21 protein-coding genes are annotated in these 21,783 nt (G+C 71.3%); 7 read left to right on the forward strand and 14 right to left on the reverse strand.

Annotated features, from left to right (window positions below; genetic code table 11):
- Nucleotides 1–122 precede the first annotated feature (122 nt).
- The 11 genes from argH to ACFQS1_RS34240 form a co-directional block, all read right to left on the reverse strand.
- The gene (argH, locus tag ACFQS1_RS34190; protein ID WP_378976153.1) at nt 123–1,547 is read right to left on the reverse strand and encodes an argininosuccinate lyase; all 1,425 of its coding nucleotides are present in this window, start codon (nt 1,545–1,547) and stop codon (nt 123–125) included.
- A gap of 28 nt (nt 1,548–1,575) precedes the next feature.
- Nucleotides 1,576–2,076: an arginine repressor gene (locus tag ACFQS1_RS34195; RefSeq protein ID WP_378976154.1), complete on the reverse strand. Its 501-nt coding sequence runs from the start codon at nt 2,074–2,076 to the stop codon at nt 1,576–1,578.
- Nucleotides 2,073–3,002, reverse strand: a complete 930-nt coding sequence (argF, locus tag ACFQS1_RS34200; RefSeq protein ID WP_378976155.1) for an ornithine carbamoyltransferase — start codon at nt 3,000–3,002, stop codon at nt 2,073–2,075. Before argF ends, ACFQS1_RS34195 begins: the two co-directional genes overlap by 4 nt.
- Entirely contained in the window at nt 2,999–4,147 is a 1,149-nt protein-coding gene (locus ACFQS1_RS34205; protein WP_378976156.1) for an acetylornithine transaminase, read from the reverse strand. Before ACFQS1_RS34205 ends, argF begins: the two co-directional genes overlap by 4 nt.
- Nucleotides 4,144–5,010, reverse strand: a complete 867-nt coding sequence (gene argB, locus ACFQS1_RS34210) for an acetylglutamate kinase (RefSeq protein ID WP_378976157.1) — start codon at nt 5,008–5,010, stop codon at nt 4,144–4,146. The genes ACFQS1_RS34205 and argB overlap by 4 nt, the downstream gene beginning before the upstream one ends.
- A complete protein-coding gene (gene argJ / locus ACFQS1_RS34215) occupies nt 5,007–6,179 on the reverse strand; it encodes a bifunctional glutamate N-acetyltransferase/amino-acid acetyltransferase ArgJ (RefSeq protein ID WP_378976158.1) in 1,173 nt (390 codons plus the stop codon). Before argJ ends, argB begins: the two co-directional genes overlap by 4 nt.
- Nucleotides 6,176–7,177, reverse strand: coding sequence for an N-acetyl-gamma-glutamyl-phosphate reductase (argC, locus tag ACFQS1_RS34220; protein WP_378976159.1), 1,002 nt, complete (start codon nt 7,175–7,177; stop codon nt 6,176–6,178). The genes argJ and argC overlap by 4 nt, the downstream gene beginning before the upstream one ends.
- A 33-nt stretch (nt 7,178–7,210) precedes the next feature.
- Nucleotides 7,211–7,504: a DUF2238 domain-containing protein gene (locus ACFQS1_RS34225; protein WP_378976174.1), complete on the reverse strand. Its 294-nt coding sequence runs from the start codon at nt 7,502–7,504 to the stop codon at nt 7,211–7,213.
- Nucleotides 7,505–7,552: 48 nt separating this feature from the next.
- The gene (locus ACFQS1_RS34230; protein WP_378976160.1) at nt 7,553–8,266 is read right to left on the reverse strand and encodes an HNH endonuclease family protein; all 714 of its coding nucleotides are present in this window, start codon (nt 8,264–8,266) and stop codon (nt 7,553–7,555) included.
- Nucleotides 8,267–8,310: 44 nt separating this feature from the next.
- Nucleotides 8,311–9,678 (reverse strand): AAA family ATPase, encoded by a 1,368-nt coding sequence (locus ACFQS1_RS34235; protein ID WP_378976161.1) that lies wholly within the window; start codon nt 9,676–9,678, stop codon nt 8,311–8,313.
- 111 nt (nt 9,679–9,789) lie between these two features.
- Nucleotides 9,790–10,620, reverse strand: a complete 831-nt coding sequence (locus ACFQS1_RS34240) for an LLM class flavin-dependent oxidoreductase (protein WP_378976162.1) — start codon at nt 10,618–10,620, stop codon at nt 9,790–9,792.
- A gap of 191 nt (nt 10,621–10,811) precedes the next feature.
- On the opposite strand from ACFQS1_RS34240, the gene ACFQS1_RS34245 reads away from it, so the two are divergent.
- A complete protein-coding gene (locus ACFQS1_RS34245; RefSeq protein ID WP_378976163.1) occupies nt 10,812–11,381 on the forward strand; it encodes a GNAT family N-acetyltransferase in 570 nt (189 codons plus the stop codon).
- On the opposite strand, the gene ACFQS1_RS34250 is transcribed toward ACFQS1_RS34245, so the two are convergent.
- From ACFQS1_RS34250 to ACFQS1_RS34260, 3 genes are all read right to left on the reverse strand, one after another.
- The gene (locus ACFQS1_RS34250) at nt 11,382–11,951 is read right to left on the reverse strand and encodes a hypothetical protein (RefSeq protein WP_378976164.1); all 570 of its coding nucleotides are present in this window, start codon (nt 11,949–11,951) and stop codon (nt 11,382–11,384) included.
- Between the two features lie 196 nt (nt 11,952–12,147).
- On the reverse strand, nt 12,148–12,831 hold the full coding sequence (locus tag ACFQS1_RS34255) for a hypothetical protein (protein WP_378976165.1): 684 nt from the start codon (nt 12,829–12,831) through the stop codon (nt 12,148–12,150).
- Between the two features lie 74 nt (nt 12,832–12,905).
- Nucleotides 12,906–14,033: a glycoside hydrolase family 12 protein gene (locus ACFQS1_RS34260; protein WP_378976166.1), complete on the reverse strand. Its 1,128-nt coding sequence runs from the start codon at nt 14,031–14,033 to the stop codon at nt 12,906–12,908.
- Between the two features lie 258 nt (nt 14,034–14,291).
- Between ACFQS1_RS34260 and ACFQS1_RS34265 the strand changes: the two genes are divergently transcribed.
- The 6 genes from ACFQS1_RS34265 (at nt 14,292) to ACFQS1_RS34290 (ending at nt 21,398) form a co-directional block, all read left to right on the forward strand.
- The gene (locus ACFQS1_RS34265) at nt 14,292–16,121 is read left to right on the forward strand and encodes a cellulose-binding protein (protein ID WP_378976167.1); all 1,830 of its coding nucleotides are present in this window, start codon (nt 14,292–14,294) and stop codon (nt 16,119–16,121) included.
- 83 nt (nt 16,122–16,204) lie between these two features.
- Complete coding sequence (locus ACFQS1_RS34270; RefSeq protein ID WP_378976168.1) at nt 16,205–17,203, forward strand: cellulose binding domain-containing protein; 999 nt, start codon at nt 16,205–16,207, stop codon at nt 17,201–17,203.
- Between the two features lie 58 nt (nt 17,204–17,261).
- Entirely contained in the window at nt 17,262–17,495 is a 234-nt protein-coding gene (locus ACFQS1_RS34275) for a hypothetical protein (protein WP_378976169.1), read from the forward strand.
- Between the two features lie 114 nt (nt 17,496–17,609).
- A complete protein-coding gene (locus ACFQS1_RS34280; protein WP_378976170.1) occupies nt 17,610–19,865 on the forward strand; it encodes an exo-beta-d-1,3/1,6-glucosidase in 2,256 nt (751 codons plus the stop codon).
- 46 nt (nt 19,866–19,911) lie between these two features.
- The gene (locus ACFQS1_RS34285; protein ID WP_378976171.1) at nt 19,912–20,580 is read left to right on the forward strand and encodes a SanA/YdcF family protein; all 669 of its coding nucleotides are present in this window, start codon (nt 19,912–19,914) and stop codon (nt 20,578–20,580) included.
- 104 nt (nt 20,581–20,684) lie between these two features.
- On the forward strand, nt 20,685–21,398 hold the full coding sequence (locus tag ACFQS1_RS34290; RefSeq protein ID WP_378976172.1) for a hypothetical protein: 714 nt from the start codon (nt 20,685–20,687) through the stop codon (nt 21,396–21,398).
- Nucleotides 21,399–21,783 lie beyond the last annotated feature (385 nt).

A 21,783-nucleotide genomic window follows, 5' to 3' on the forward strand; every position in this document is an offset into this window, starting at 1 on the left:
ATTCCTCCGTACGATCGAATGGGAGCGCTCCCATCATCGCATTCGATCGATGTATCGCAAGGGCCGGCCGGATCTCCACGACCGGCGAGGATAGCTTCCGGGGCGATCCGGCGCGGGGCAGCTCAGCGGGGAACCACCTTCTCGACCGCCCACTGGCGCCAGCTGTCGAGGCGATGCTGCACCAGGGCGAGTTGCTCGGCCACCGGCCCCGGCCCGGTCGAGCCCGGCGTGGTGCGGCTGGCCAGCGCCGACTCGACCGACAGGACCTGGCGCACCGACGGGTCGAGGTGCTCGCTGACCTTCGCGAGGTCCTCGTCCGTCAGGTCCTCCAGCTCGCACTCGCGCACCGAGCACAGCGCCACCAGCTGGCCGGTGATCTCGTGCGCCTCGCGGAACGGCACGCCCCGCCGGACCAGCCAGTCGGCGACCTCGGTGGCCAGCGAGAAGCCGACCGGCGCGGCCGCGGTCAGGCGGTCGACGCGGACGGTCATCGTGGAGATCATGCCGGCCAGCGCGGGCAGCAGCAGCTCGAGCGTCTCGATCGCGTCGAACGCCGGCTCCTTGTCCTCCTGCATGTCCCGGTCGTACGTCAGCGGCAGGCCCTTGAGCATGGTCAGCACCGCGACCAGGCCGCCCACCAGGCGGCCGCTCTTGCCGCGGGCCAGCTCGGCGATGTCCGCGTTCTTCTTCTGCGGCATGATCGACGAGCCGGTGGCGAAGGCGTCGTCCAGCTCCACCCAGCCGAACTCGGTGGAGGTCCAGAGCACCACCTCCTCGCCCAGGCGGGACAGGTGCACGCCGATCAGCGCCGTCACGAACAGGAACTCGGCCACGAAGTCACGATCGGAGACCGCGTCCATGGAGTTGGCCGCCGGCGCCGAAAAACCCAACGCGACAGCGACCGCGGCCGGGTCGAGCGGCAGCGACGAGCCGGCCAGCGCGCCGGAGCCGAGCGGCGAGACCGCCGCCCGCGCGTCCCAGTCGCGCAGCCGGTCGAGGTCGCGCAGCAGCGGGTGCACGTGGGCGAGCAGCCAGTGCCCGAAGGTGACCGGCTGGGCGTGCTGCACGTGGGTCAGGCCGGGCGCGGCCGTGTCGATGTTGCGGGCCGCCTGCTCGGTGAGCGCGTCGGCCAGCTCGACCAGCGCGACGGCCACGCCGCGGGCGTGATCGCGCAGGTAGAGCCGCAGGTCGGTGGCGACCTGGTCGTTGCGGGACCGGCCGGCGCGCAGCTTGCCGCCGAGCGTGCCGAGCCGTTCGAGCAGGCCCCGCTCGAGCGCCGTGTGCACGTCCTCGTCGTCGATGGTGGGCCGGAACTCGCCGGACGCGCAGGCCGCCTCGAGGTCGTCCAGGGCGGCCAGCATCCGGCCCAGCTCGTCCGGGTCGAGCAGCCCGGCGGCGGCGAGGACCCGGGCGTGCGCCCGGGAGCCGGCGATGTCGTACGGCGCCAGCCGCCAATCGAACTGGACGCTCACCGAAAGCCGGGCCAGGGCGTCGGCCGGACCGCCGGAGAACCGGCCGCCCCACAACGATGTCTTCTGTTCGCTCACCACGTCAGTCTGCCAGCCGCTCGTCCCGTCACGGGTGGCTCCCTTCGGTGCCGTCGTGGGTGTGGCCGGCCCAGTCGGCGAGCTTGTCGGCCAGGGCCTTGCCGCCGGTGACGTCGCGGGCCACGACGAGGATGGTGTCGTCGCCGGCGATGGTGCCGACGATGTCGGTGAGCCCGGAGCGGTCCAGGGCGCTCGCCAGGAACTGCGCGGCCCCCGGCGGGGTGCGCAGGACCGCGATGTTGCCGCTGGCGTCCACCCCGGTGAGCAGCTCGCGCAGCAGCCGCAGCAGCCGGGCCGGCGCGTTCTCGGCCTCGCGCAGCGGGCGGGTGCCGTCCTCCGGGATGAGGTAGGCGCCGCCGACCTTGACCGCGTTCAGCTCCTCCAGGTCGCGGGAGAGCGTGGCCTGGGTGACCTGCACGCCCTCGCCCGCCAGCAGCTCGGCCAGCTCGGTCTGCGACCGGACCGCCCTCTCGCGGATGAGCTCGACGATCCGCGCGTGGCGCCCGGCCCGGGTCACCGGCCCGGTCATTGCGAGTTCACCGACAACAGCCAGGCGAGCAGCGCCTTCTGCGCGTGCAAGCGGTTCTCGGCCTGGTCGAGGACGGCGCTGTGGGGTCCGTCCATCACCTCGTCGGTGATCTCCTCCCCGCGATGCGCGGGCAGGCAGTGCAGGACGAACGCTTCCGGCGCGGCGGCGGCCAGCAGGCGGGCGTTTATCTGGTACGGACGGAACGGCGTGATCCGGTCCTTCCCGTCGTTCTCCTGTCCCATCGACGTCCAGGAGTCCGTGGCGACCACGTGCACCCCGTCGACCGCCTCGACCGGGTCGCGCAGCACGTCGACCGAGCCGCCGGTGTACGCGGCGATCTCGGCGGCCCGGGAGACCACGGCCGGCGACGGGTCGAACCCCGACGGCCCGGCCACCCGGACGTGCATGCCGGCGGTCGCCCCGGCGAGCAGATAGGAGTGCGCCATGTTGTTGGCCGCGTCCCCCACGTACGCGAGCTTGTGCCCTTGGGTCTTGCCCAGCCGCTCCCGGATCGTCTGCAGATCGGCGAGCAACTGGCAGGGGTGAAATCCGTCGGTGAGCGCGTTCACGACCGGGACGTCGACGCCCGAGGCCAGCTCGGCGAGCCGCTCGTCGCCGGTGGTGCGGAAGACCATGGCGGCGACGTAGCGGGAGACGACCTTGCCGGCGTCCGCCAGCGACTCGCCGCGGCCGAAGTGGGTGGCCTGGGTGTCCACGACGATCGGCTGGCCGCCCAGCTCGGCGATCCCGGCCTCGAACGACAGGCGGGTGCGGAGGCTGACCTTGTCGAAGAAGACGGCCACCGAGCGCGGGCCTTCGAGCGGTCGGTACTGGAAGCGGCTGGCCTTCATCTCGGCGGCGAGGTCGAGGACCGTGGCCTGCTCGGTGGGGGTGAGGTCGTCGTCGCGAAGAAAGTGGCGGGTCACTGGATGCCTTCCACGGCCGTGATGAGGGCGTCGGCCTGCTCGGCGCTGATGATCAGGGGTGGCGCGAGCCGGATGACGTCGGGCTGGGGTGCGTTGACGAGGAAGCCCTGGCCGGCCAGCGCCGCGACCCACTCCTTGGCCACCGGCTCGCGAAGCACGACGCCGAGCAGCAGGCCGGCGCCGCGCACGTGGTCCACGAGCGGGTGGTTCTCCAGGCCGCGCCGCAGTTGCTCGCCGACCCGCTTCACGTGGTCGAGCAGGCCCTCGCCGGCGATCGTGCGGACGACCGCGAGACCGGCGGCGCAGGCGACCGGGTTGCCGCCGAAGGTGGTGCCGTGCGAACCGGGGGTGAACAGCTCGGCGGCCGGGCCGAAGGCGATGCAGGCGCCCAGCGGCAGGCCGCCGCCGAGGCCCTTGGCGAGGGTGATGACGTCGGGCTCGACGCCCTCGCTCTGGTGGTGGAACCAGTGGCCGGTGCGGCCGATGCCGGTCTGCACCTCGTCGAGCACGAGCAGCGCGCCGTGGCGCGTGGCGATCTCCCGCGCCCCGGCCAGGTAGCCGGCCGGCGGGACCACCACGCCGTTCTCCCCCTGGATGGGCTCCAGGATGATCATTGCCGTGCGGTCCGACACGGCCGCGTCGAGAGCCGCGAGAGAGCCGAACTCGACATGGGTGACGTCCCCCGGCAGTGGCCGGAAGGGCTCCGCCTTCGCGGGCTGGCCGGTCAGGGCGAGGGCGCCCATGGTCCGGCCGTGGAAGGCGCCGTGCGTGGCCACCACGTGCGTCCGCCCGGTGAGGCGGGAGAGCTTGAAGGCGGCCTCGTTGGCCTCGGCGCCCGAGTTGCCGAAGACGACCCGGCCGGCCCGACCGGCCAGCGCCAGCAGCAGCTCGGCCAGGGCCACGCACGGCTCCGCGACGTAGAGGTTGGAGACGTGCCCGAGCTGCGAGATCTGCTCGGTGACGGCCGCGACCACCGCCGGGTGGGCGTGCCCGAGCGCGTTCACCGCGATGCCGCCGAGGAAGTCGACGTACTCCTTGCCGGTCTCGTCGGTGACGACGGCCCCGTCGCCGCGGACGAGGGCGATCGGCGGGGTCCCGTAGTTGTTCATCATCGACTGCGACCAGCGATCGACGAGCGAGCTCATTGCGGCACCACCATGGTTCCGATCCCTTCCGAGGTGAAGACTTCGAGCAGCGTGGAGTGGGCGACCCGGCCGTCGACGACGTGCGCGGCCGGCACGCCGCCGCGGACGGCGCGCAGGCACGCCTCCATCTTGGGCACCATCCCCGCCTCCAGGCGGGGCAGCAGCTTCTCGAGCGCGTCGGCGTCGATGCGAGTGGTCAGCGACGAGGTGTCCGGCCAGTCGGTGTAGAGCCCCGGCACGTCGGTGAGCACGACCAGCTTCCGGGCCCCGAGCGCTTCGGCGAGGGCGGCGGCCGCCGAGTCCGCGTTGACGTTGTGCACCACCCCGTCCGGATCGGGTGCGACCGTCGCCACCACCGGAATGCGGCCGGCGGCGATCAGGTCGTCGACGGCCGAAGTGTCCACCTCGTCGACGTCGCCCACCTGGCCCAGGTCGACCGCCTGGCCGTCGACCAGCGTGGTTCGCTTGACCGCGGTGAAGAGCTTGGCGTCCTCGCCCGACAGCCCCACCGCGAACGGCCCGTGCTGGTTGATCAGGCCGACCAGCTCGCGGCCGACCTGCCCGGTCAGCACCATCCGCACGACGTCCATCGCCTCGGGCGTGGTGACCCGCAGGCCGCCGCGGAACTCGCTCTCGATCCCCAGCCGGTCGAGCATCCGGCTGATCTGCGGCCCGCCCCCGTGCACCACGACCGGCTTGATCCCGACATACCGCATGAAGACGATGTCGGCGGCGAAAGCCGCCTGCAGCGAAGGGTTGATCATCGCGTTGCCGCCGTACTTGATCACGACGGTCGACCCGTGGAAACGCTCCAGCCAGGGCAGCGCCTCGATCAGCACCGCCGCCTTGTCGTGCGGCGTCACGAGGAGTACGCCGAATTCTCGTGCACGTAGGCGTGCGACAGATCGGTCGTCCAGATGGTCGCCGCCATCTCCCCCTCGCGCAGGTTGATCGTGATCGTCACGTCCCGGTGGTCGAGCTTGACCTTCGACCGGTCCTCGGCCGCCGCCCCGCCCTTGCAGATCCACACCCCGTTGATCGCCACGTCGACGCGATCGGGCTCGAAGGCGGCCGACGTGGTCCCGACCGCCGCCAGGATCCGCCCCCAGTTCGGGTCGTTGCCGAACAGCGCCGTCTTCACCAGGTTGTTGCGCGCCACGACCCGGCCGACCTCGACCGCGTCGGCCTCGCTCGCCGCGCCCTCCACCGTGATCGCGATGTGCTTGGTGGCCCCCTCGGCGTCCGCGATCAACTGCTGCGCCAGGTCGTGGCAGACCTCGGTCACCGCCGCGGTCAGCTCCTCGGGCGTCGGCTGCACGTCGGACGCCCCGCTCGCCAGCAGCAGCACGGTGTCGTTGGTGGACATGCACCCGTCCGAGTCGATCCGGTCGAAGGTCAGCCGGGTCGCCTCGCGCAGCGCCGCGTCCAGCACCTCGTTGTCGGCCGACGCGTCGGTCGTGAGCACCACCAGCATCGTGGCCAGCGCCGGCGCGAGCATCCCGGCGCCCTTGGCCATCCCGCCGACCGACCAGCCGTCCCGCCGCACGACGGCGTTCTTCGGCACCGTGTCGGTCGTCATGATCGCTTCGGCGGCGCGCCCGCCACCGTCGTACGCCAACGCCTTGGCCGCGGCCGTGACACCCGGCAGCAGCTTGTCCATCGGCAGCAGTTCGCCGATCAGACCGGTCGAGCAGACCGCGACGTCGCCCGCCCCGATCATCACCGGCTTGGACCCGCCGCGCAGCACGGTCGCGACGTGCTCGGCGGTCGAGTGGGTGTCGCGGAAGCCCTGCGAGCCGGTGCACGCGTTGGCGCCGCCCGAATTGAGCACGACCGCGCGGACGATGCCGCCCTTGAGCACCTGCTGGCTCCACAGCACCGGCGCGGCCTTGACCCGGTTGCCGGTGAAGACGCCGGCCGCGGTGAAGTCGGGCCCGTCGTTGACGACCAGCGCCACGTCCGGGTTGCCGGTGGGCTTGAGCCCGGCGGCGACGCCGCCGGCCCGGAAGCCCTTGGGGGTGGTGACGGTCATGGTGCGACTCCGAAGACGGACAGGCCCGTCGTCTCGGGCAGGCCGGACATGAGGTTGGCGCACTGCACGGCCTGGCCCGCGGCGCCCTTGCCGAGGTTGTCCAGGGCGCTGACCACGACGATGCGACCGGAGTCGGCGTCGACGGTGGCCTGCAGGTGGCAGGAATTGGAGCCGGAGGTGGCCGCCGTGTGCGGCCACTGCCCTTCGGGCAGGACATGTACAAAAGCCTCGTTCGCGTACGCCTCGACGAGCACCGCGCGGGGATCCCCCTGCTTCGCGAAGCGGGCGGTGACGGTGGCGAGAATGCCGCGCGGCATCGGCGCCAGGACCGGGGTCATCGACAGTGACGTCGCGCCGGTGGCCTGCTTGATCTCCGGCACGTGCTGGTGCGCGCCCACCTTGTACGGCGAGAGGTCGCCCATCACCTCGCTGCCCAGCAGGTGCGCCTTGGCGTTGCGCCCCGCGCCGGACGTGCCCGAGGCGGCGACCACCACCACGTCCGCGGGGTCGGCGAGCCCACCGGCGATCAGCGGGGCGAGCGCGAGTGTGACGGTGGCCGCATAACAACCCGTGTTGGCCACCCGGTCGGCCGACGCGATGAGCTCCCGCTGCCCCGGCAGCTCGGGCAGCCCGTAGGTCCACGTGCCCGCGTGCTCGCCCCCGTAATACCGCCGCCACAGCTCGCCGTCCTGGAGCCGGAAGTCGGCACCCAGATCGACAACCTTCACGCCGGCCGGCAGCTGCCCCGCGAGCGCCGCCGACTGCCCGTGCGGAAGAGCGAGAAACACCAGGTCGGCGTCGGCCAGCGCGGCCGGGCTGGTCGCGCTCAGCGTCAGGTCGAGGCCGGACAATTGCGGGTGTACGGCGGCGACATGCGCACCCGCTTGCGAGTGCGCGGTGGCCGCCACAAGCTCGAACTCCGGGTGCCCCGCCAGCAGGCGAAGGAGCTCGCCCCCCGCATACCCACTGGCCCCCACGACCGCAACCCGGATTCCCATACCAACCTCCGCATGACTATGCAGAGAACCGTATCAAGCCGGTCCGCCGGGCGGCAACCGCATACCCCCCGTAGTGGCCGTCACATCTCTCAGTTGCCGATCGTGGACCCGGCTGAGCAGCACCAGGCTCAGGATCGCCCCGATCGCCGCCATGAACATGTCCCATTGCGTGTCCCAGATGTCGCCCTGCGCCCCCAGGAAGTCATCCGCCGCCGACCCGCCGACCACCGCCGAGGCCCACTCGAACAGCTCCCACGTCGCGCTGACCGCCATCACCACGCACCAGACCAGCGCGCTCAGCCACCCACCCGGCCGCCGCGATATCAGTCACCCGCCCAGCCTGCTGGACCGGCGCCCGATGATCCATGGGTATCCCTACTCAAGCGCCTTCGGCAGCAGCAGCGCCTCCCGCACGTTGCTGTCGCGGAGCAGCGCGACGACATCCGGCACATGGGCGAAGACCGTGGTGGCGCCGGGCTGCTCGACCTGCCGCAGCATGGCCTGACAGACATCGGCGCACGGTTGCTCGCGAATGGTGTGCAACAACTCGGCGGGCTCGTGCGCGCTCTCGCCGATCACCGCCCGGCCCCACTCGCGCAGGCAAAGCAGCACCACGCGGTAGGCCTGTTGCCGGGCCCGGGCCAGCGGAAATCGGTTGAGGCCACAGACCGCGATCGTTTGCCGCCCCTTCTCGGTGAGAGCCGCATATTCGCCGGCGGACAGCGACAGCACCATATGGTCGAACGGATCTTCCGCCGTCGGGTCGATCAGCAGCGCGTCGCCGAGCTCGTCCACCGGGAATACGTCACGCTTCTGATGGCTGTTGCAGTGGGAGCACGCCAGCAGATGGTTGAGCCAGTCGAACGTCCGGAGGGGATTGACCGCCAGTGGCTCGTGGTGGTCGACGTCTGTGCCGAAGCTGTCGCCGCAGTACATGCAGCGTTCGACGCCGGGAGCCATCCGCTGCAGGGTTGTCCGGAGCGGTTCGACCACGGTCGAGCGGGTGCGTTTGTCACGCCAGAGTGCGCGGGCCGCCTTCGTGCGCCCGCCCGGCGGAGCGGCCTGGATGCGTGCGGTCAACGTGGTCATGCGGGTGCCGACCTCGGAAGGCAACGGCAACCGGGGAATCGGAATCACGGCCGAGGCTGCTCCGCATCCGGCACGAGACGAGCCGCGAGCTCATCGACGCGCGCGGTGGGCGAACTGCTCAGCAGATCACGCAGATGTTCGTAGCGACGGATCGCGGCGTCGTCCGCGCGTCCGGTGATGACCGCGGTCTCCAGCTCGACCAGCTCCCGGCGCAACCGCACCGCCCGTTCGGAGTACGGCGTGTCCAGCCCGAACAGCTCCGACATGACCGCGTCGTCGCCGCTGCCGTAAACGATGCGCTCGTAAAGATCCTGGTCCACGATCCGCGGTGGGTTGTCCTCGTCGGGGCCGGGCAGGCGGATCAGGCCGCGTTCGTCGGCAGCCTGGCAGATGTAGGGGCTGTGTGTGGTGACGATGAACTGGGTCCGCGGGAAATGATGCTTGAGCCAGCCGCCGATCCGCTTCTGCCAGGAGACGTGCAAATGGGCGTCGATCTCATCGATGATGACCACACCGGGCGCGGCGATCGCCGGGTGCTCGCCGGTCGTCGTGACGTCCAGCCCGCCGTACGCGTCGTGAGCCTGTTTCAGCAGGTCGACCACCAGCGCCACGACCGTCCGATAACCGTCGCTCATCTCTCGCAGCGGGAAAAGGTGTCCGTCCCGCTGCACCCAGAGCCCGTCCGAGTTGACCTCACGGATGCGGTACCCGTCCGGAAGCAGGCCGTCGCCGAGCACGGCCAGCGCCGCCGCCTTGAGCTGCGCCGCGCCGGCCCGCCCCTCCAGCGAGCGCAGGTGCTGCTCGATGAGCCAGCTCACGCCCTCCGCGAGCGAGGCGTCCTCGTGGAACAGGCTTGCCATCCGCGCGGCCGGGCCCCGGCTGAGCATCAGCCGCTGGGCGTCCCCCGAGCCGCCGGCAAGGCGCCGGAACGGGCCGTACGCCCCGCAGAACCAGCCGGCCGGGTTGTCGTACCACGGTCCGCGGCCCGCCCTGATCGCCTCGACCTCGACGAATCGCGGCACCCCGATCGCCGGTTGCCGATCGCGCACGCCGAACGGGCTATCCTGCGGGAACGTCCAGGACAAGCCCGCCCAGAACGGCGTATCGGGCCGCCGCTCGTCATCCGGGAAACGATCGATGCCCGCCTCGTAGGTGAGGCATACCGCGGCGATCGCCTCCGCCTCCCCGACCGAGGGCCAGCTGGCGAAGTCGGACACCAGATTCCGGGCCACGCCGGGACCGGCGATGGCCAGGGCGACGGCGCGGAGAAGCGAGGTCTTCCCCGAACCGTTGCGACCCGCCATGACCGTCCAGCCGGCGAGGGAACCGTCCGGCCGCGTGAGGTCGATCGAGACGTTGCGGGCATCGTGAAACCCCCGCACGTTGCGCAGCCTGATCTCTTTGACGTACACCTGGCATCCCCTCGACCACCGCGCGACCCCGGCCACGAGATCCGGGGCCCCGATCGGGCTCAGCCTATCCAGTTCCGCGTGCCCCGACGCCGATGACCAGGCTCCCGCCGGTCAGAGCACCATCCGCGCGAGCCGCTCGACCTGTCGCGGGTCGTCGCCGTAGCAGTACAGGACCACCTCGTCGGCGCCCAGCTCGCGATACTCGGCCACGGCCGCCGCGATCCGCCCCGGGTCGCTCAGCGGCTCGCCCCAGCCCTCGCGCCCGGTGAAGGCGTAGTAGCCGGCCGCCGCCCGGCGGGCCCGTTCGACCGTTTCCGGCGGGCCGGCCGCGACGTTGACCTGGCACACGATCCGCGGCCGCCCGGCGCGGCCCGCGCCGGCCCACTGCTCCCGCACCGCGTCGATGAGCCCGCCGGCCCACGCGGCCGGCGCCGCGCAGACGAAGCCGTCGGCATGGGCCGCGACCCGCCGCAACGCGGCCGGGGCGAACCCGCCGATGAGAACCTCCGGCGCCTTCTCGAGCCGGGGCCCGATGCGCGCGCCCCGATACGGCTCGCCGCGCCAGATCTCGCGCAGCGCCCCGAGTTGCTCGTCGAGCATCCGCCCGCGCCGGTTGATCGGCGTCCCGGCCGCGGCGTGGTCGTCCGCGCGCCCGCCGATCCCGATGCCCAGCACGAACCGGCCCGCCGACATGCGGTGGAGAGTGGACACCTGCTTGGCCAGCAGCGCCGTCGCGCGCAGCGGCCCGAGCAGCACCTCGGTCTGCAGCCGGATGGTCGAGGTGGTCCCGGCCAGCACGGCCAGCGCCGTCAGCGGTTCCGGGTTGTCGTAGGCGAGCCGATCCAGCACCGCGATGGTGCCGAATCCGCAGTCTTCCGCGCGGCGGGCCCACTCGAGCAGGCACGCGGGGTCGTTGATGGGCAGCCCAAGGCCGAATTCCATGAGACGTCTCCCGAAGGTAGGCGGCAACTATCGAGTCGCCACCTCCTCCCCGCGCTCAGCGGCGGGGTCCCGGGCCCATGCTGCGACGTGTTTCCAGAGCCAGGAATACGGATCTCGCCGCCGATCCTACCCTGACGGCGGCGCGCCCGAGGGTCTGGCGGCCCGGCGGCCGAGCGGGCACACTCGGCGGCGTGACATCGGCCGATTACGAGGTCAAGGCGCTGACCACCGAGACGTGGGACGCGTACGCGCGGATGATGGAGCGCCACAACGGCGTGTTCGGCGGTTGCTGGTGCACCTACTTCCACACCATGCACGACGAGAAGACGTTCGACGCCGACGACAACCGATCCCTGAAGCGACGCCTGGTCGACGACGACCGGGCCCACGCCGCCCTGGTCTTCGACGGCGATCAGGCGGTGGCCTGGTGCCAGTTCGGCAGCCCGGCCGAGCTGCCGAACATCTACCACCGCAAGCAGTACGACGCCGAGCTCGACCGGCTGCCGGATTACCGCATCACCTGCATGTTCGTCGACAAGAAATACCGCCGGAAGGGCCTGAGCACGGTCGCCCTCCGCGGTGCCCTCGACCTGATCGCCCAGGCCGGCGGCGGTGTCGTGGAGGCATACCCGCACGACAACGACGGCAAGAAGGTGTCGGTTCTCTACAACGGCACCCGCAACCTCTTCGAGCGGGCCGGTTTCGCCTACATCCGCCCGAAGGGCTTGCGGAACTGCGTGATGCGTATCGAGCTCGGGTGACTACCGGGAAGCGGACTCCCCGGGGGTCTCCTCGAACTCGGCCGTGGCGGACAGCCACTCGGCTTGCGCGACACCGCCGCTCCCGACAGCCAGCCCGGCCCGCGCGGCGAGATAGAACTCGTCCCGAGCCTCGTTGGCCGCGCCCACGGTCGAGGCCCACGACACGTCGTCGCCGGCCAGCCCGCGGGCGATCAGTTCGAGCTCGGCGACCGCGCCCCGCCACCGCCGGGCCGCGCTGACCGTCGCGGAGTCGCCGAGCAGGAGAACCGCCTCCCACGCCTTGGTGTGGCTCACCTTGGCCCGCGTCAACAGCTCCAGCCCCTCCTCCGGGTCGATCGGGATGGCCCGGACCTGCGGCAGGCGCGGCGCCGCCAGGCGAAAGGTCAGCTGGTGAACGTCCTTGAGCGCCTTCGCGAACTCCATGTAGGCGGTCAGGCGCCGTTCGTCCCAGCGAACGGACTGGTTACGCCGCCATCGCGCCCGGTCCCCGATCGTGGTCGCGACAATGGTCCCCGCGGTTCCGACAACGACGCCCAGCAGCGCCGGCAACTGGCTGAGAAAGGTGGCCACCACATAAGACTGTCGGTGGCCGCGGACGTCCTCAAGCTCCGGTTTCCGCTACCGGCGTCCGGGTCCGCGCGCTATCCGACATAGGCCAGAACCACGGCCGCGACACCGCAACCAGCGCCACCACCGGCCGCCGGGACAAGGTCGTCATGCTGAGACAGCATCGCCCGGCGCGGCGTCCGAAGCGCTCACTGCGTCTTCAACCAGGCTTGCGCGGCGTGTACGCCACCCGGAAGAAGCCCCGCACCGGCTTCTGCCCCAGACCGAGGTTGTGCGTGATGACGATCGGCTTCGCCGGGGCCGACGTGTCCAGCTCGATGCTGGTGTCGTCGCGGCGGCCCCGGTTGGGGTCGTAGACCCGGACCGTGAGGTGGCTCCCGCTGGTCTCGTAGGCGTAGGCCAGCACCTGATGGTTCAACGCCAGGTCCGTGGGATTGCGCGACGCCACGGTCACCACGCCCAGCGGGACGGGCAGGCCGCGGTCGAGGTCCTTCTTGATCTGCGGCCATTGCACGCGGACGGTTCGCCAACCCAGGCCCCGCTCGACGATGACCTCGCGGCCAAGGACCGTCCTGGTCTTGTCGCCGTCGGGGAGGCTCATCCACTGGTAGTACTGGGCGACGCCGGCGGGGACGTGCCACGAGTCGATGAGCCGGCAGACGATGAACTTGTAGCGGGGGTCGCCGGCGGGCGGGCGGTCGGACGCCGGCTCGCGACCGTCGAGGAAGTAGTCCATGGCGGCGAAGACCATGCCGCCGCAGAGGCCGCCGGCGGCGTTGCCGAGGCGGAGGTCGCCGAACGGGGTGGGCAGGACGACAGCCGGCTGCGACGGCCACGTGTTGGTGAACGCGAAGCCGTGCTTCGAGGGCAGGAAGCCGTCCATGCGGACAAGCTAGCGCCGGCATGCCGGCGGCGAGGAGGTCACCGTCGGCATACCGACCCAGCAAAAATCCCAGATCAGGCGTACGTGAGGTTGAAGCTGTTGCAGACGAAGTTGGACTGGCCGGCCGTGCCCGAGATCTCGAAGCCGAACTGGATCTCGCCAACCGTCACGTCGCCGTACCAGCCGTTGGTGCGCAACCAGTTCAGGACCGCGCGGATGTCGATCGTGGCGGCGTTGGTCTGGCTGGTGCGGATGAACGAATAGACCTGGTTACTGCCGTTGGACCCGCGGTAGACATTCCAGGTGTGGCCGCCGGCCGAGACGTTGCGGGCCGACGGGACCGCGCCGTTGGCGTCGTACGACTCGGCAATCGGGCCGACCGCGCCCTTCTGGTTGGTCCAGATCATGATCTCGTACGCGTAATTGTCGGCCCAGATGTCGTAGGCCGTCTCGTAGTCGCCGTCCGCGGGCACCGAGACGTTGAACGAGCTGGAGATCGAGCTCAGCGAGCTCAGGGTGCGGTTCACCGTCCGGCCGGTGTGCGGGTACGACTTGACGCCGCTGGTCCGCGGCTGGTTGGACACGACGCCCCAGTTGGTGCCGCTGCGGGCCCAGATGGTCTGCGAGCCCGCGCCGCCGCCCCAGACGTCGTTGTTGAGCGTGTAGCCGTTGCTGGTCCACGAGTCGAACTGCCCGGTCGCCACCCAGGCCGCGTCGGACGGCACCCCGCCCGGCGAACCGGTCGGCGGCGTGGTCGGCGGGGTCGTCGGCGGCGGGGTCGTCGGGTTGGTCACGCCGCCGGTGCACGCCACGCCGTTGAGGGTGAACGCGGTCGGCACCGGATTGCTGCCGGTCCACGAGCCGTTGAAGCCGAACGACTGGGTGCCGTTGGTGGCGATCGAGCCGTTGTAGCCGACATTCTTCGCGGTCACCGCCGACCCGCTCTGGGTGAGCGTGGTGTTCCACGACTGGGTCACCGTCTGGCCGGCGCCGAAGGACCACCCCAGCGTCCAGGAACCGATCGCGTCGCCCAGATTCTTGATGGTGACATTGGCGCCGAAGCCGCCCGGCCATTGGCTGCTCACCTCGTAGGTGACGGTGCAGCCGGCCGCCGCGGAGGCCGGTAGGGCCGTAACGACCCCGGCGCCGGCCGCGATGCCCAGGCACGCGGCCAGGCACCCGGCGAGTTTTCGCCTACGCATGTCGCTTCCTCTCGATGAGATCCCGACCACACGAGCGTCACCTGCGACTTTGTCTGTCGAAGCGCTTCGACAGCCGGGCCTAAAGTTTCATGAGCGTCAATGCGGTATTGCGGCGATGCTACGACCGGCCGGGCGCGACAGGCAAGACGGCGCCAAGATCAATGCAACAAATCTGCAAACCGAACTCATTGACCCACGTTTATGACGGAGCAAGGATTTTTGGAACGGAATTGCATTTGAGAACAAGGAGAATTGCGCATGGCACCCCACCCACGCGCGCGGCGCCTGCGGCGCCTCGCCGGTGTCGGCGGCCTGGTCACGCTGGTCACCGTCGGCCTGACCGGCATTGTCACGAGCGCCGAGGCGGCCACCGTCTTCAGCGCCGACTTCGAGAACGGCAGCACCGGCGGCTGGTCCAAGTCGGGCGGCACCTGGTCGGTCGTCTCCGACGGCTCCCGGGTCCTGCAGCAGTCCGATGCCGGCAGCGAGCGGGCCCGCGAGTTCGCCGGCGACGCGAGCTGGACCAACTACTCGGTGCAGGCCCGGGTCAAGGCCACCTCGTTCGCCTCCACCGCGGGCGTGGTGGCGCTGACCGCCCGGGCGTCGGGCGCGACCAAGATGTACCGGTTGTCGCTGACCGGCGCCAACAAGATCCAGCTCGAGACCATGAACGGCTCGGCCATCTCGGTTCTCGGCGCCATGAGTCAGACGATCTCCACCAGCACGTTCTACACGCTGAAGCTGACCGTCAACGGGACCTCGATCAGCGGCAGCGTCAACGGCGCCACCGTCGGCAGCGCCACCGACTCGACGATCGGCGCCGGGCGGATCGGCCTGCTCACCGAGCACGCCGCCGGCCGCTTCGACGACGTGGTCGTGGACAACGGGGGCGGCACGACGCCCACGACGCCGCCCACGACAAATCCGACCACGCCGCCAACGACCCCGCCAACGACCCCGCCGACCACGCCGCCGACGACCGGCCCGACGACCCCGCCCACCAGCGGCGCGATCTACGCGGCCCCGAACGGCACGGCGGGCGCGGCCGGCACCCTGTCGGCGCCCACCACGGTCGCCGACGCGCTGACCCGGATCGCCGCGGGCGGCACGATCTACCTGCGCGGCGGCACCTATGCGCTGCGCTCGACCCTGACCATCGCGCCCGGGAACAACGGCACCTCCAGCGCGCGTAAGACACTCTCGGCGTACCCGAATGAAGTCCCGATCTTGAATTTCTCGGCCCAGACCGAGGACTCGGCCAACCGCGGGCTCGCCGTGAACGGCAACTACTGGCGCGTCTCCGGGATCGTGGTCGAGCGGGCCGGCGACAACGGGATCTTCGTGGGCGGCAGCAACAACATCATCGAACGGACCGTGACCCGCTACAACCGCGACACCGGGCTGCAGCTCTCCCGGATCGCGTCGGACACCCCGAAGTCTCAATGGCCGGCCAACAACCTGGTCGTCAGCGCCGAGTCGCACGACAACGCCGACTCGGACGGCGAGGACGCGGACGGCTTCGCGGCGAAACTCACCGTCGGAAGCGGCAACATCTTCCGGTACGACGTCTCGCACAACAACATCGACGACGGCTGGGACCTGTACACCAAGGACGACACCGGGGCGATCGGGCCGGTCACCATCGAGTACTCGCTGTCCTACAACAACGGCACGCTCAGCGACGGCTCACAGGCCGGCGACGGCGACCGCAACGGCTACAAGCTGGGCGGCGAGGACATCGCGGTGAACCACACCGTCACGCACAGCATCGCCTACCGCAACGGCAAGCACGGCTTCACCTACAACAGCAACCCCGGCTCGATGACGATCTCCAACAACGTCGCCGTCGACAACACGGAACGCAACTTCTCGTTCGACGCGGGCACGTCGGTGTTCCGCAACAACACGTCGTGCCGCAGCTCGAGCGGCACCAACGACCGGATCATCGGCAACTCGGACAGCTCCAACCAGTTCTGGTCGGGCGGCAATGGCTCCCGCTGCGCCACCTACAGCGGCAGCCTGGGCTGGTCGTACGCGTCCAACGGCACCTTGCAGGTGACCTTCGGCGGCAAGGTCGTCAACCCCTGACAGCTTGCGGCCGGGCCGGCTTCCCACGAGCCGGCCCGGCCGTAAGCGTTGACAGACGTCTATCTATATCGGACGGTCGAAGCATGTCTCGTCCTCGTTTGTGGCTCGCCGCGACGCTCCTCGCGGCGACCCTGCTGGCCGCACCGGCAACAGCGGCCCTCGCCGCACCCACTCCCACCGACCTCCAGGCCACCGCCGTCACCCCGGTCTCGGTCACGCTGTCCTGGACGGCCTCGCCGGGCGCCACCGGCTACCAGATCACCTACTACCAGGCCTTCAACGACGTCATCTGGTCACAGACGGTCGGCAACGTCACCACCGCGACGGTCACCGGCTACATCCTGCCGACCCGGCAGTACTCGTTCCGGGTCAGCGCCCTCGACGACGGCGGCTACTCGCCCTCCAGCAACACGGTCACGGTCGTCACCCCGGCCTCCACCACCGGGGACACGACGCCGCCGGCCACGCCGGCCAACTTCCGGCTGATCGTGGTCAACCCGACCGGCCCCTCCCTGGGCTGGGACCCCGCCACCGACAACGTCGGCGTCACCGCGTACGACGTCTACCACTTCGACGGCTGGTACACCTCGACGCTGCTCGGCTCCACCACCGGCACGGCGATCACCGTCCCGTTCGGCACCTCCAGCACCGGCATGCACAACTACTACGTCCGGGCCCGGGACGCCGCCGGCAACGTCTCGATCGCCTCCACCATCGTCCGGGTCCCGCCGCCGACCACCACGACGCCGCCGCCGCCCACCCTGTGCACGGTGGCCTACAAGACGACCTCGGAATGGAACGGCGGCTTCGTGGCCGAGGTCAAGATCACCAATCTGAGCGCGACCGCCATCGAGGGCTGGACGCTGGTCCTGACCTTCGGCGGCGACCAGGCCGTCGCCCAGGCGTGGAACGCGACCTTCACCCAGTCCGGCACGACGGTCGTCCTGACCGGCGAGAGCTGGAACCGCACCATCCCGGCCGGCGGCGGAACCGTGAGCGCGGGCCTGCTCGGCAGCTGGCGTACCAGCAACGCCGCGCCCACCTCGGCGGTCCTCAACGGCACCGCCTGCACCCTCGCCTGATCCTGCCCGGAGGGGCAGCCGCGCCGCCGGAACGGGCAAGAGTGGTATGACTGACCGCATGGCAGACAAGACGATCATCGCGATCCGGGAGGCCTCGGCGGCGTACGCCGAGGCCGTCCGCACCACCCAGCGCTTCTTCGACCGGCTCGAGGACACCGACGACCCGTCGGTGCTGGTCGAGTACGCGACGCTCGTGGAGCGCGAGAAGGAGGCGGCGGAGGCCCGCCTGGACGCCCTGGAGGCGGCCGGCATCGAGGTTCCCAGCATCGATGAGAGTGATTCGGATAGCTGAGTGAACAGTTCCGGAACCGGGGTGGGGTGCCGGAACCGGTTCCGGACTGGAAGACTGCCGGTTGTTAGCGTTCCACAGACCGTGCCACCGCGGTCGTGACGACCGGAGGCACGAGTGCCCGCTGATCTTCTTCCGTACCGGGATCCGGCCCTGCCCGTCGAGCAGCGCGTCGAAGACCTGCTCGCCCGCATGACCTTGCCGGAGAAGGTCGGCCAGATGCTCCAGCTGGACGCCCGCAACGACGTCAAGGAGATCGTCAGCGAGAAGCTGGCCGGCTCGATCCTGCACACGTCGCCGGCCAAGATGCTGGAGGCGATCGACCTGGTCGCCGAGACCCGGCTGCAGATCCCGCTGCTGACCGCCGAGGACTGCATCCACGGCCACTCCTTCTGGCCGGGCGCCACGATCTTCCCGACCCAGCTGGCGATGGCCGCGACCTGGGACGCCGCCCTGGTCGAGCGGGCCGCCCGGGTCACCGCGCTGGAGGTGGCCGCGACCGGCATCCACCAGACCTTCTCCCCGGTCCTGTGCATCGCCCGCGACCTGCGCTGGGGCCGGGTCGACGAGACGTTCGGCGAGGACCCGTACCTGATCGGCGAGCTCGGCGCCGCGATGGTCCGCGGCTACCAGGGCGAGGGCCTGTCCGACCCGACCGGCATCCTGGCCACCGCCAAGCACTTCGCCGGCTACTCCGAGACGCAGGGCGGCCGGGACGCCAGCGAGGCCGACATCAGCCCGCGCAAGCTGCGCTCGTGGTTCCTGCCGCCGTTCGAGCGAGTCGCGCGCGAGGGCTGCGAGGTCTTCATGCTCGGCTACCAGTCGATGGACGGCGTGCCGATCACGGCGAACAAGTGGCTGCTCAACGACGTGCTCAAGGGCGAGTGGGGCTTCACCGGCACGCTGGTCACCGACTGGGACAACGTCGGCCGGATGGTCTGGGAGCAGAAGGTCTGCGCCGACTACGCCGAGGCGGCGGCGGTCGCGGTGCGCGCCGGCAACGACCTGGTCATGGTGACGCCCGGCTTCTTCGAGGGCGCTCAGGAGGCGGTCGCGCGCGGGCTGCTGCGCGAGGACGAGATCGACGCGGCGGTCCGCCGGATCCTGCGCCTGAAGTTCACCATGGGCCTGTTCGAGGACCCGCGGGCGCCGTCGCCGCAGCGGCAGCTGGAGGTGATCGGCATCCCCGCACACGCCGAGCTGAACCTCGAGGTGGCCCGGCGGTCGCTCGTGCTGTTGCGCAACGACGGCACGCTTCCGATCGACCCGGAGAAATTCCGGCGCATCGCGGTGATCGGCCCGAATGCCGACCACCCGCAGTCCCAGCTGGGCGACTGGGCCGGCGACTCCGGTCAGGTCAACTGGATGCCGGACGGCCACCCGCGCGAGCTGATCGAGACGGTGCTCGACGGCTTCCGCACGGTCGCGCCGGACCACTGGGACATCACGCACGCCCGCGGCGCCGACATCGAGCGGCTCGTCCCCGACCCCGAGGGCGAGACCTACCCCGACGGCCAGCCGCGCCCGCCGATCTCCCAGGCCGCGCCGGTCGACGCCCACCTGATCGCGGTCGCCCGCGACGAGGCGATCCGGGCCGACTACGCGATCGTGGTCGTTGGCGACACGGTCAACCTCACCGGCGAGCACAAGTCGACGGCGACGCTCGAGCTGCAGGGCGGTCAGATCGCGCTGCTCGACGCGATCGCGGCCACCAGGACGCCGATGATCGTGGTGCTGATGAACTCGAAGCCGTGCGTCCTGCCCGGCTCCGCCCGGAACGCGGCGGCGATCATCCAGGCGTTCAACCCCGGCATGCGCGGCGGGCGGGCGATCGCCGAGCTGGTGCTGGGGCTGATCGAGCCGAGCGGGCGGATGCCGCTGTCGGTGCCCCGGCACGTCGGCCAGCAGCCGGTCTACTACAACCAGATCCGGGGCCAGCACGGCAGGCGCTATGCCGACCTGACCCAGGAGCCGCTCTTCGTGTTCGGCGAGGGCCTGTCGTACACGACGGTCGAATACAGCGACCTGTCCGTCTCGCCGGCCGCCCCTTCATCCGTCCCGGTCGACGGGACAATCCGGGCGGAGGTCACGCTGACGAACACCGGCGCGAGGCCGTCGCTGGAGACAGTTCAGGCGTACGTCAGCGACCTGGTCACCAGCGTCACCTGGGCGGTCCGGGAGCTGAAGGCGTACCGGCAGGTCACCGTGCCCGCGGGCGAGTCGGTGACGGTCACGATCGAGCTCCCCGCCTCGGCGTGCTCGCTGGTCACCGCCGACGGCCGCCGGGTGGTCGAGCCCGGTGACTTCGAGCTGCTGGTCGGCCCGTCCTCGCGCGACCGCGACCTGCTGCGCGCGCCCTTCACCATCCGGTGACGATCAGGCCGGCCCGTGGTTGACACGGGCTGGCATCGTCGGCCGCGTGCTGATCCGCCTCCTCCGCCGCGCCTTGTTCCCGGCCTCGCTGCTGACGGCCCTGGCGGTGGTCGCGATGGCGTCCTGCTCACTCTGGGTGCGCATCGAGGCCGCCGGTCACGTGTACGACGAGGAGTCGGTCCCCGCCGCGCCGGTCGCGATCGTTCTCGGCGCCGAGGTCTACCCCGGCGGCACCCCGTCGCCGTTCCTCGCCGCCCGGCTGGACATCGCCCGGCGCCTGCTGCAGGCCGGGAAGGTGCGCGCCATCCTGGTCTCCGGCGACCACAGCCGCTGGGACTACGACGAGCCCGGCGCCATGCAGGTGTACCTGGTCGCCCGCGGCGTGCCGGCCCAGCAGGTCGTCCTCGACTACGCCGGCTTCGACACCTACGACTCGTGTGCCCGGGCCAAGCGCATCTTCGGCGTCTCGAAGGCCATCGTGGTCACCCAGAGCTACCACATCGACCGGGCCGTCGCCCTGTGCCGCAACCAGGGCATCAAGGCCACCGGCGTGGGCGACGACTCGGTCCGCATCTACCGGGACCCGTGGGCCCACTCGATGTTCCGCGAACGCGGCGCCATCGTGAAGGCCGCCGCCGACGCCCTCTCCCACCGCGACCCGGTCTACCTGGGCCGCCACGAGCCCGGCATCGACGAGGCGCTGGCCCTGAGCTGACCGCGCGGGCCCGGTTCTTAGCCGTTTCTTAGCCGTACGGGTACCCACTTCCCAGCAAGCGCGTCGATCCTTGGTCCCGTAGCCCCCTCGCATGGGAGTCACCGATGACCGACACCCCCCGCCCCGACGACCCCACCCAGCCGATACCCGGCTCTCCCGCTTCGTCCGGCCCCGCGCCCTCCGAACCGCCGGCGTCCGCCGCGCCGCCCGGTCCCACACCCACCGACCCGAGCCAGCCGGCGCCGCCCTCCGCCGCGCCACCCTCCGCAGCGCCGGCGTCCGCCGCGCCGTCCGGTCCCGCACCCGCCGACCCGACGCAGCCCCAGCCCGCCGCGCCGTCCTCCGAGACGCCGCACGCCGCGCAGGCCGGCCCCGCCGATGTGCCGCCGCCCGGCCAATCCCCTCCCGGCCAGATCCCGCCGGGCCAGATCCCGCCCGGCCAATTCCCGCCGGGCCAGGTCCCGCCCGGCCGGCCCGCCTGGCAGCCGGCCGCCGCGCGGCAGCAGCGCTGGTACAGCCGCCCCGTCCCCCTCCTGCTGGCCTTGGCCCTCCTGCTGGCCGGCTGCATCCTCGGCGCCGGAGTGGTCGCGGTAGGCGCGATCGCCTCCCACTTCGACCACCACGACCGAGGCCGCCCCGCCATGCACCGCCACGACCGCGCCCCCGGCGACTGGCGCGACAACGGCGGCCCCCGCAACCGAGACGGCCGCGGCTTCCCGCCCGGCCCCGGCCGCCACTACCCCGCGAACCCGAACCCGAACTCGACCCCCACCCCGGCCACGCCACCGTCCGTCCCGTCCCCCAGCGCAACTTCCTGACCGCCGCCGTCCCGGCCCGGGTCGGCGGCCCACGTCGGCGGCCCACGTCGGCAGCCCAAGTCGGCAGCCCAAGTCGGCAGCCCAAGTCGGCAGCCCAAGTCGGCAGCCCAAGTCGGCAGCCCAAGTCGGCAGCCCAGGTCGGCAGCCCAGGTCGGCAGCCCAGGTCGGCGGCCCAGGTCGGCAGCCCAGGTCGACGGCCCAGGTCGACGGCCCACGTCGACGGCCCACGTCGGCAGCCCAGGTCGGCAGCCCAGGTCGACGGCCCAGGTCGACGGCCCACGTCGGCGGCCCACGTCGGCGGCCCACGTCGGCGGCCCGGGTCGGCGGCCCGGGTCGGCGGCCCGGGTCGGCGGCCCCGGGCGGCGGGCCCGGGCGGGGGGCCGGG

Source organism: Paractinoplanes rhizophilus, from assembly GCF_042664765.1.
GTDB classification, from domain to species: domain Bacteria; phylum Actinomycetota; class Actinomycetes; order Mycobacteriales; family Micromonosporaceae; genus Actinoplanes; species Actinoplanes rhizophilus.

Bases quoted from the DNA above. Each gene is read 5' to 3' on its own strand.
- ACFQS1_RS34195 (WP_378976154.1), bottom strand. From the start codon at position 2,076: ATGACCGGGCCGGTGACCCGGGCCGGGCGCCACGCGCGGATCGTCGAG.
- ACFQS1_RS34205 (WP_378976156.1), bottom strand. From the start codon at position 4,147: ATGAGCTCGCTCGTCGATCGCTGGTCGCAGTCGATGATGAACAACTAC.
- argJ (WP_378976158.1), bottom strand. From the start codon at position 6,179: ATGACCGTCACCACCCCCAAGGGCTTCCGGGCCGGCGGCGTCGCCGCC.
- argC (WP_378976159.1), bottom strand. From the start codon at position 7,177: ATGGGAATCCGGGTTGCGGTCGTGGGGGCCAGTGGGTATGCGGGGGGC.
- ACFQS1_RS34230 (WP_378976160.1), bottom strand. From the start codon at position 8,266: ATGACCACGTTGACCGCACGCATCCAGGCCGCTCCGCCGGGCGGGCGC.
- ACFQS1_RS34240 (WP_378976162.1), bottom strand. From the start codon at position 10,620: ATGGAATTCGGCCTTGGGCTGCCCATCAACGACCCCGCGTGCCTGCTC.
- ACFQS1_RS34255 (WP_378976165.1), bottom strand. From the start codon at position 12,831: ATGGACGGCTTCCTGCCCTCGAAGCACGGCTTCGCGTTCACCAACACG.
- ACFQS1_RS34260 (WP_378976166.1), bottom strand. From the start codon at position 14,033: ATGCGTAGGCGAAAACTCGCCGGGTGCCTGGCCGCGTGCCTGGGCATC.
- ACFQS1_RS34265 (WP_378976167.1), top strand. From the start codon at position 14,292: ATGGCACCCCACCCACGCGCGCGGCGCCTGCGGCGCCTCGCCGGTGTC.
- ACFQS1_RS34270 (WP_378976168.1), top strand. From the start codon at position 16,205: ATGTCTCGTCCTCGTTTGTGGCTCGCCGCGACGCTCCTCGCGGCGACC.
- ACFQS1_RS34275 (WP_378976169.1), top strand. From the start codon at position 17,262: ATGGCAGACAAGACGATCATCGCGATCCGGGAGGCCTCGGCGGCGTAC.
- ACFQS1_RS34290 (WP_378976172.1), top strand. From the start codon at position 20,685: ATGACCGACACCCCCCGCCCCGACGACCCCACCCAGCCGATACCCGGC.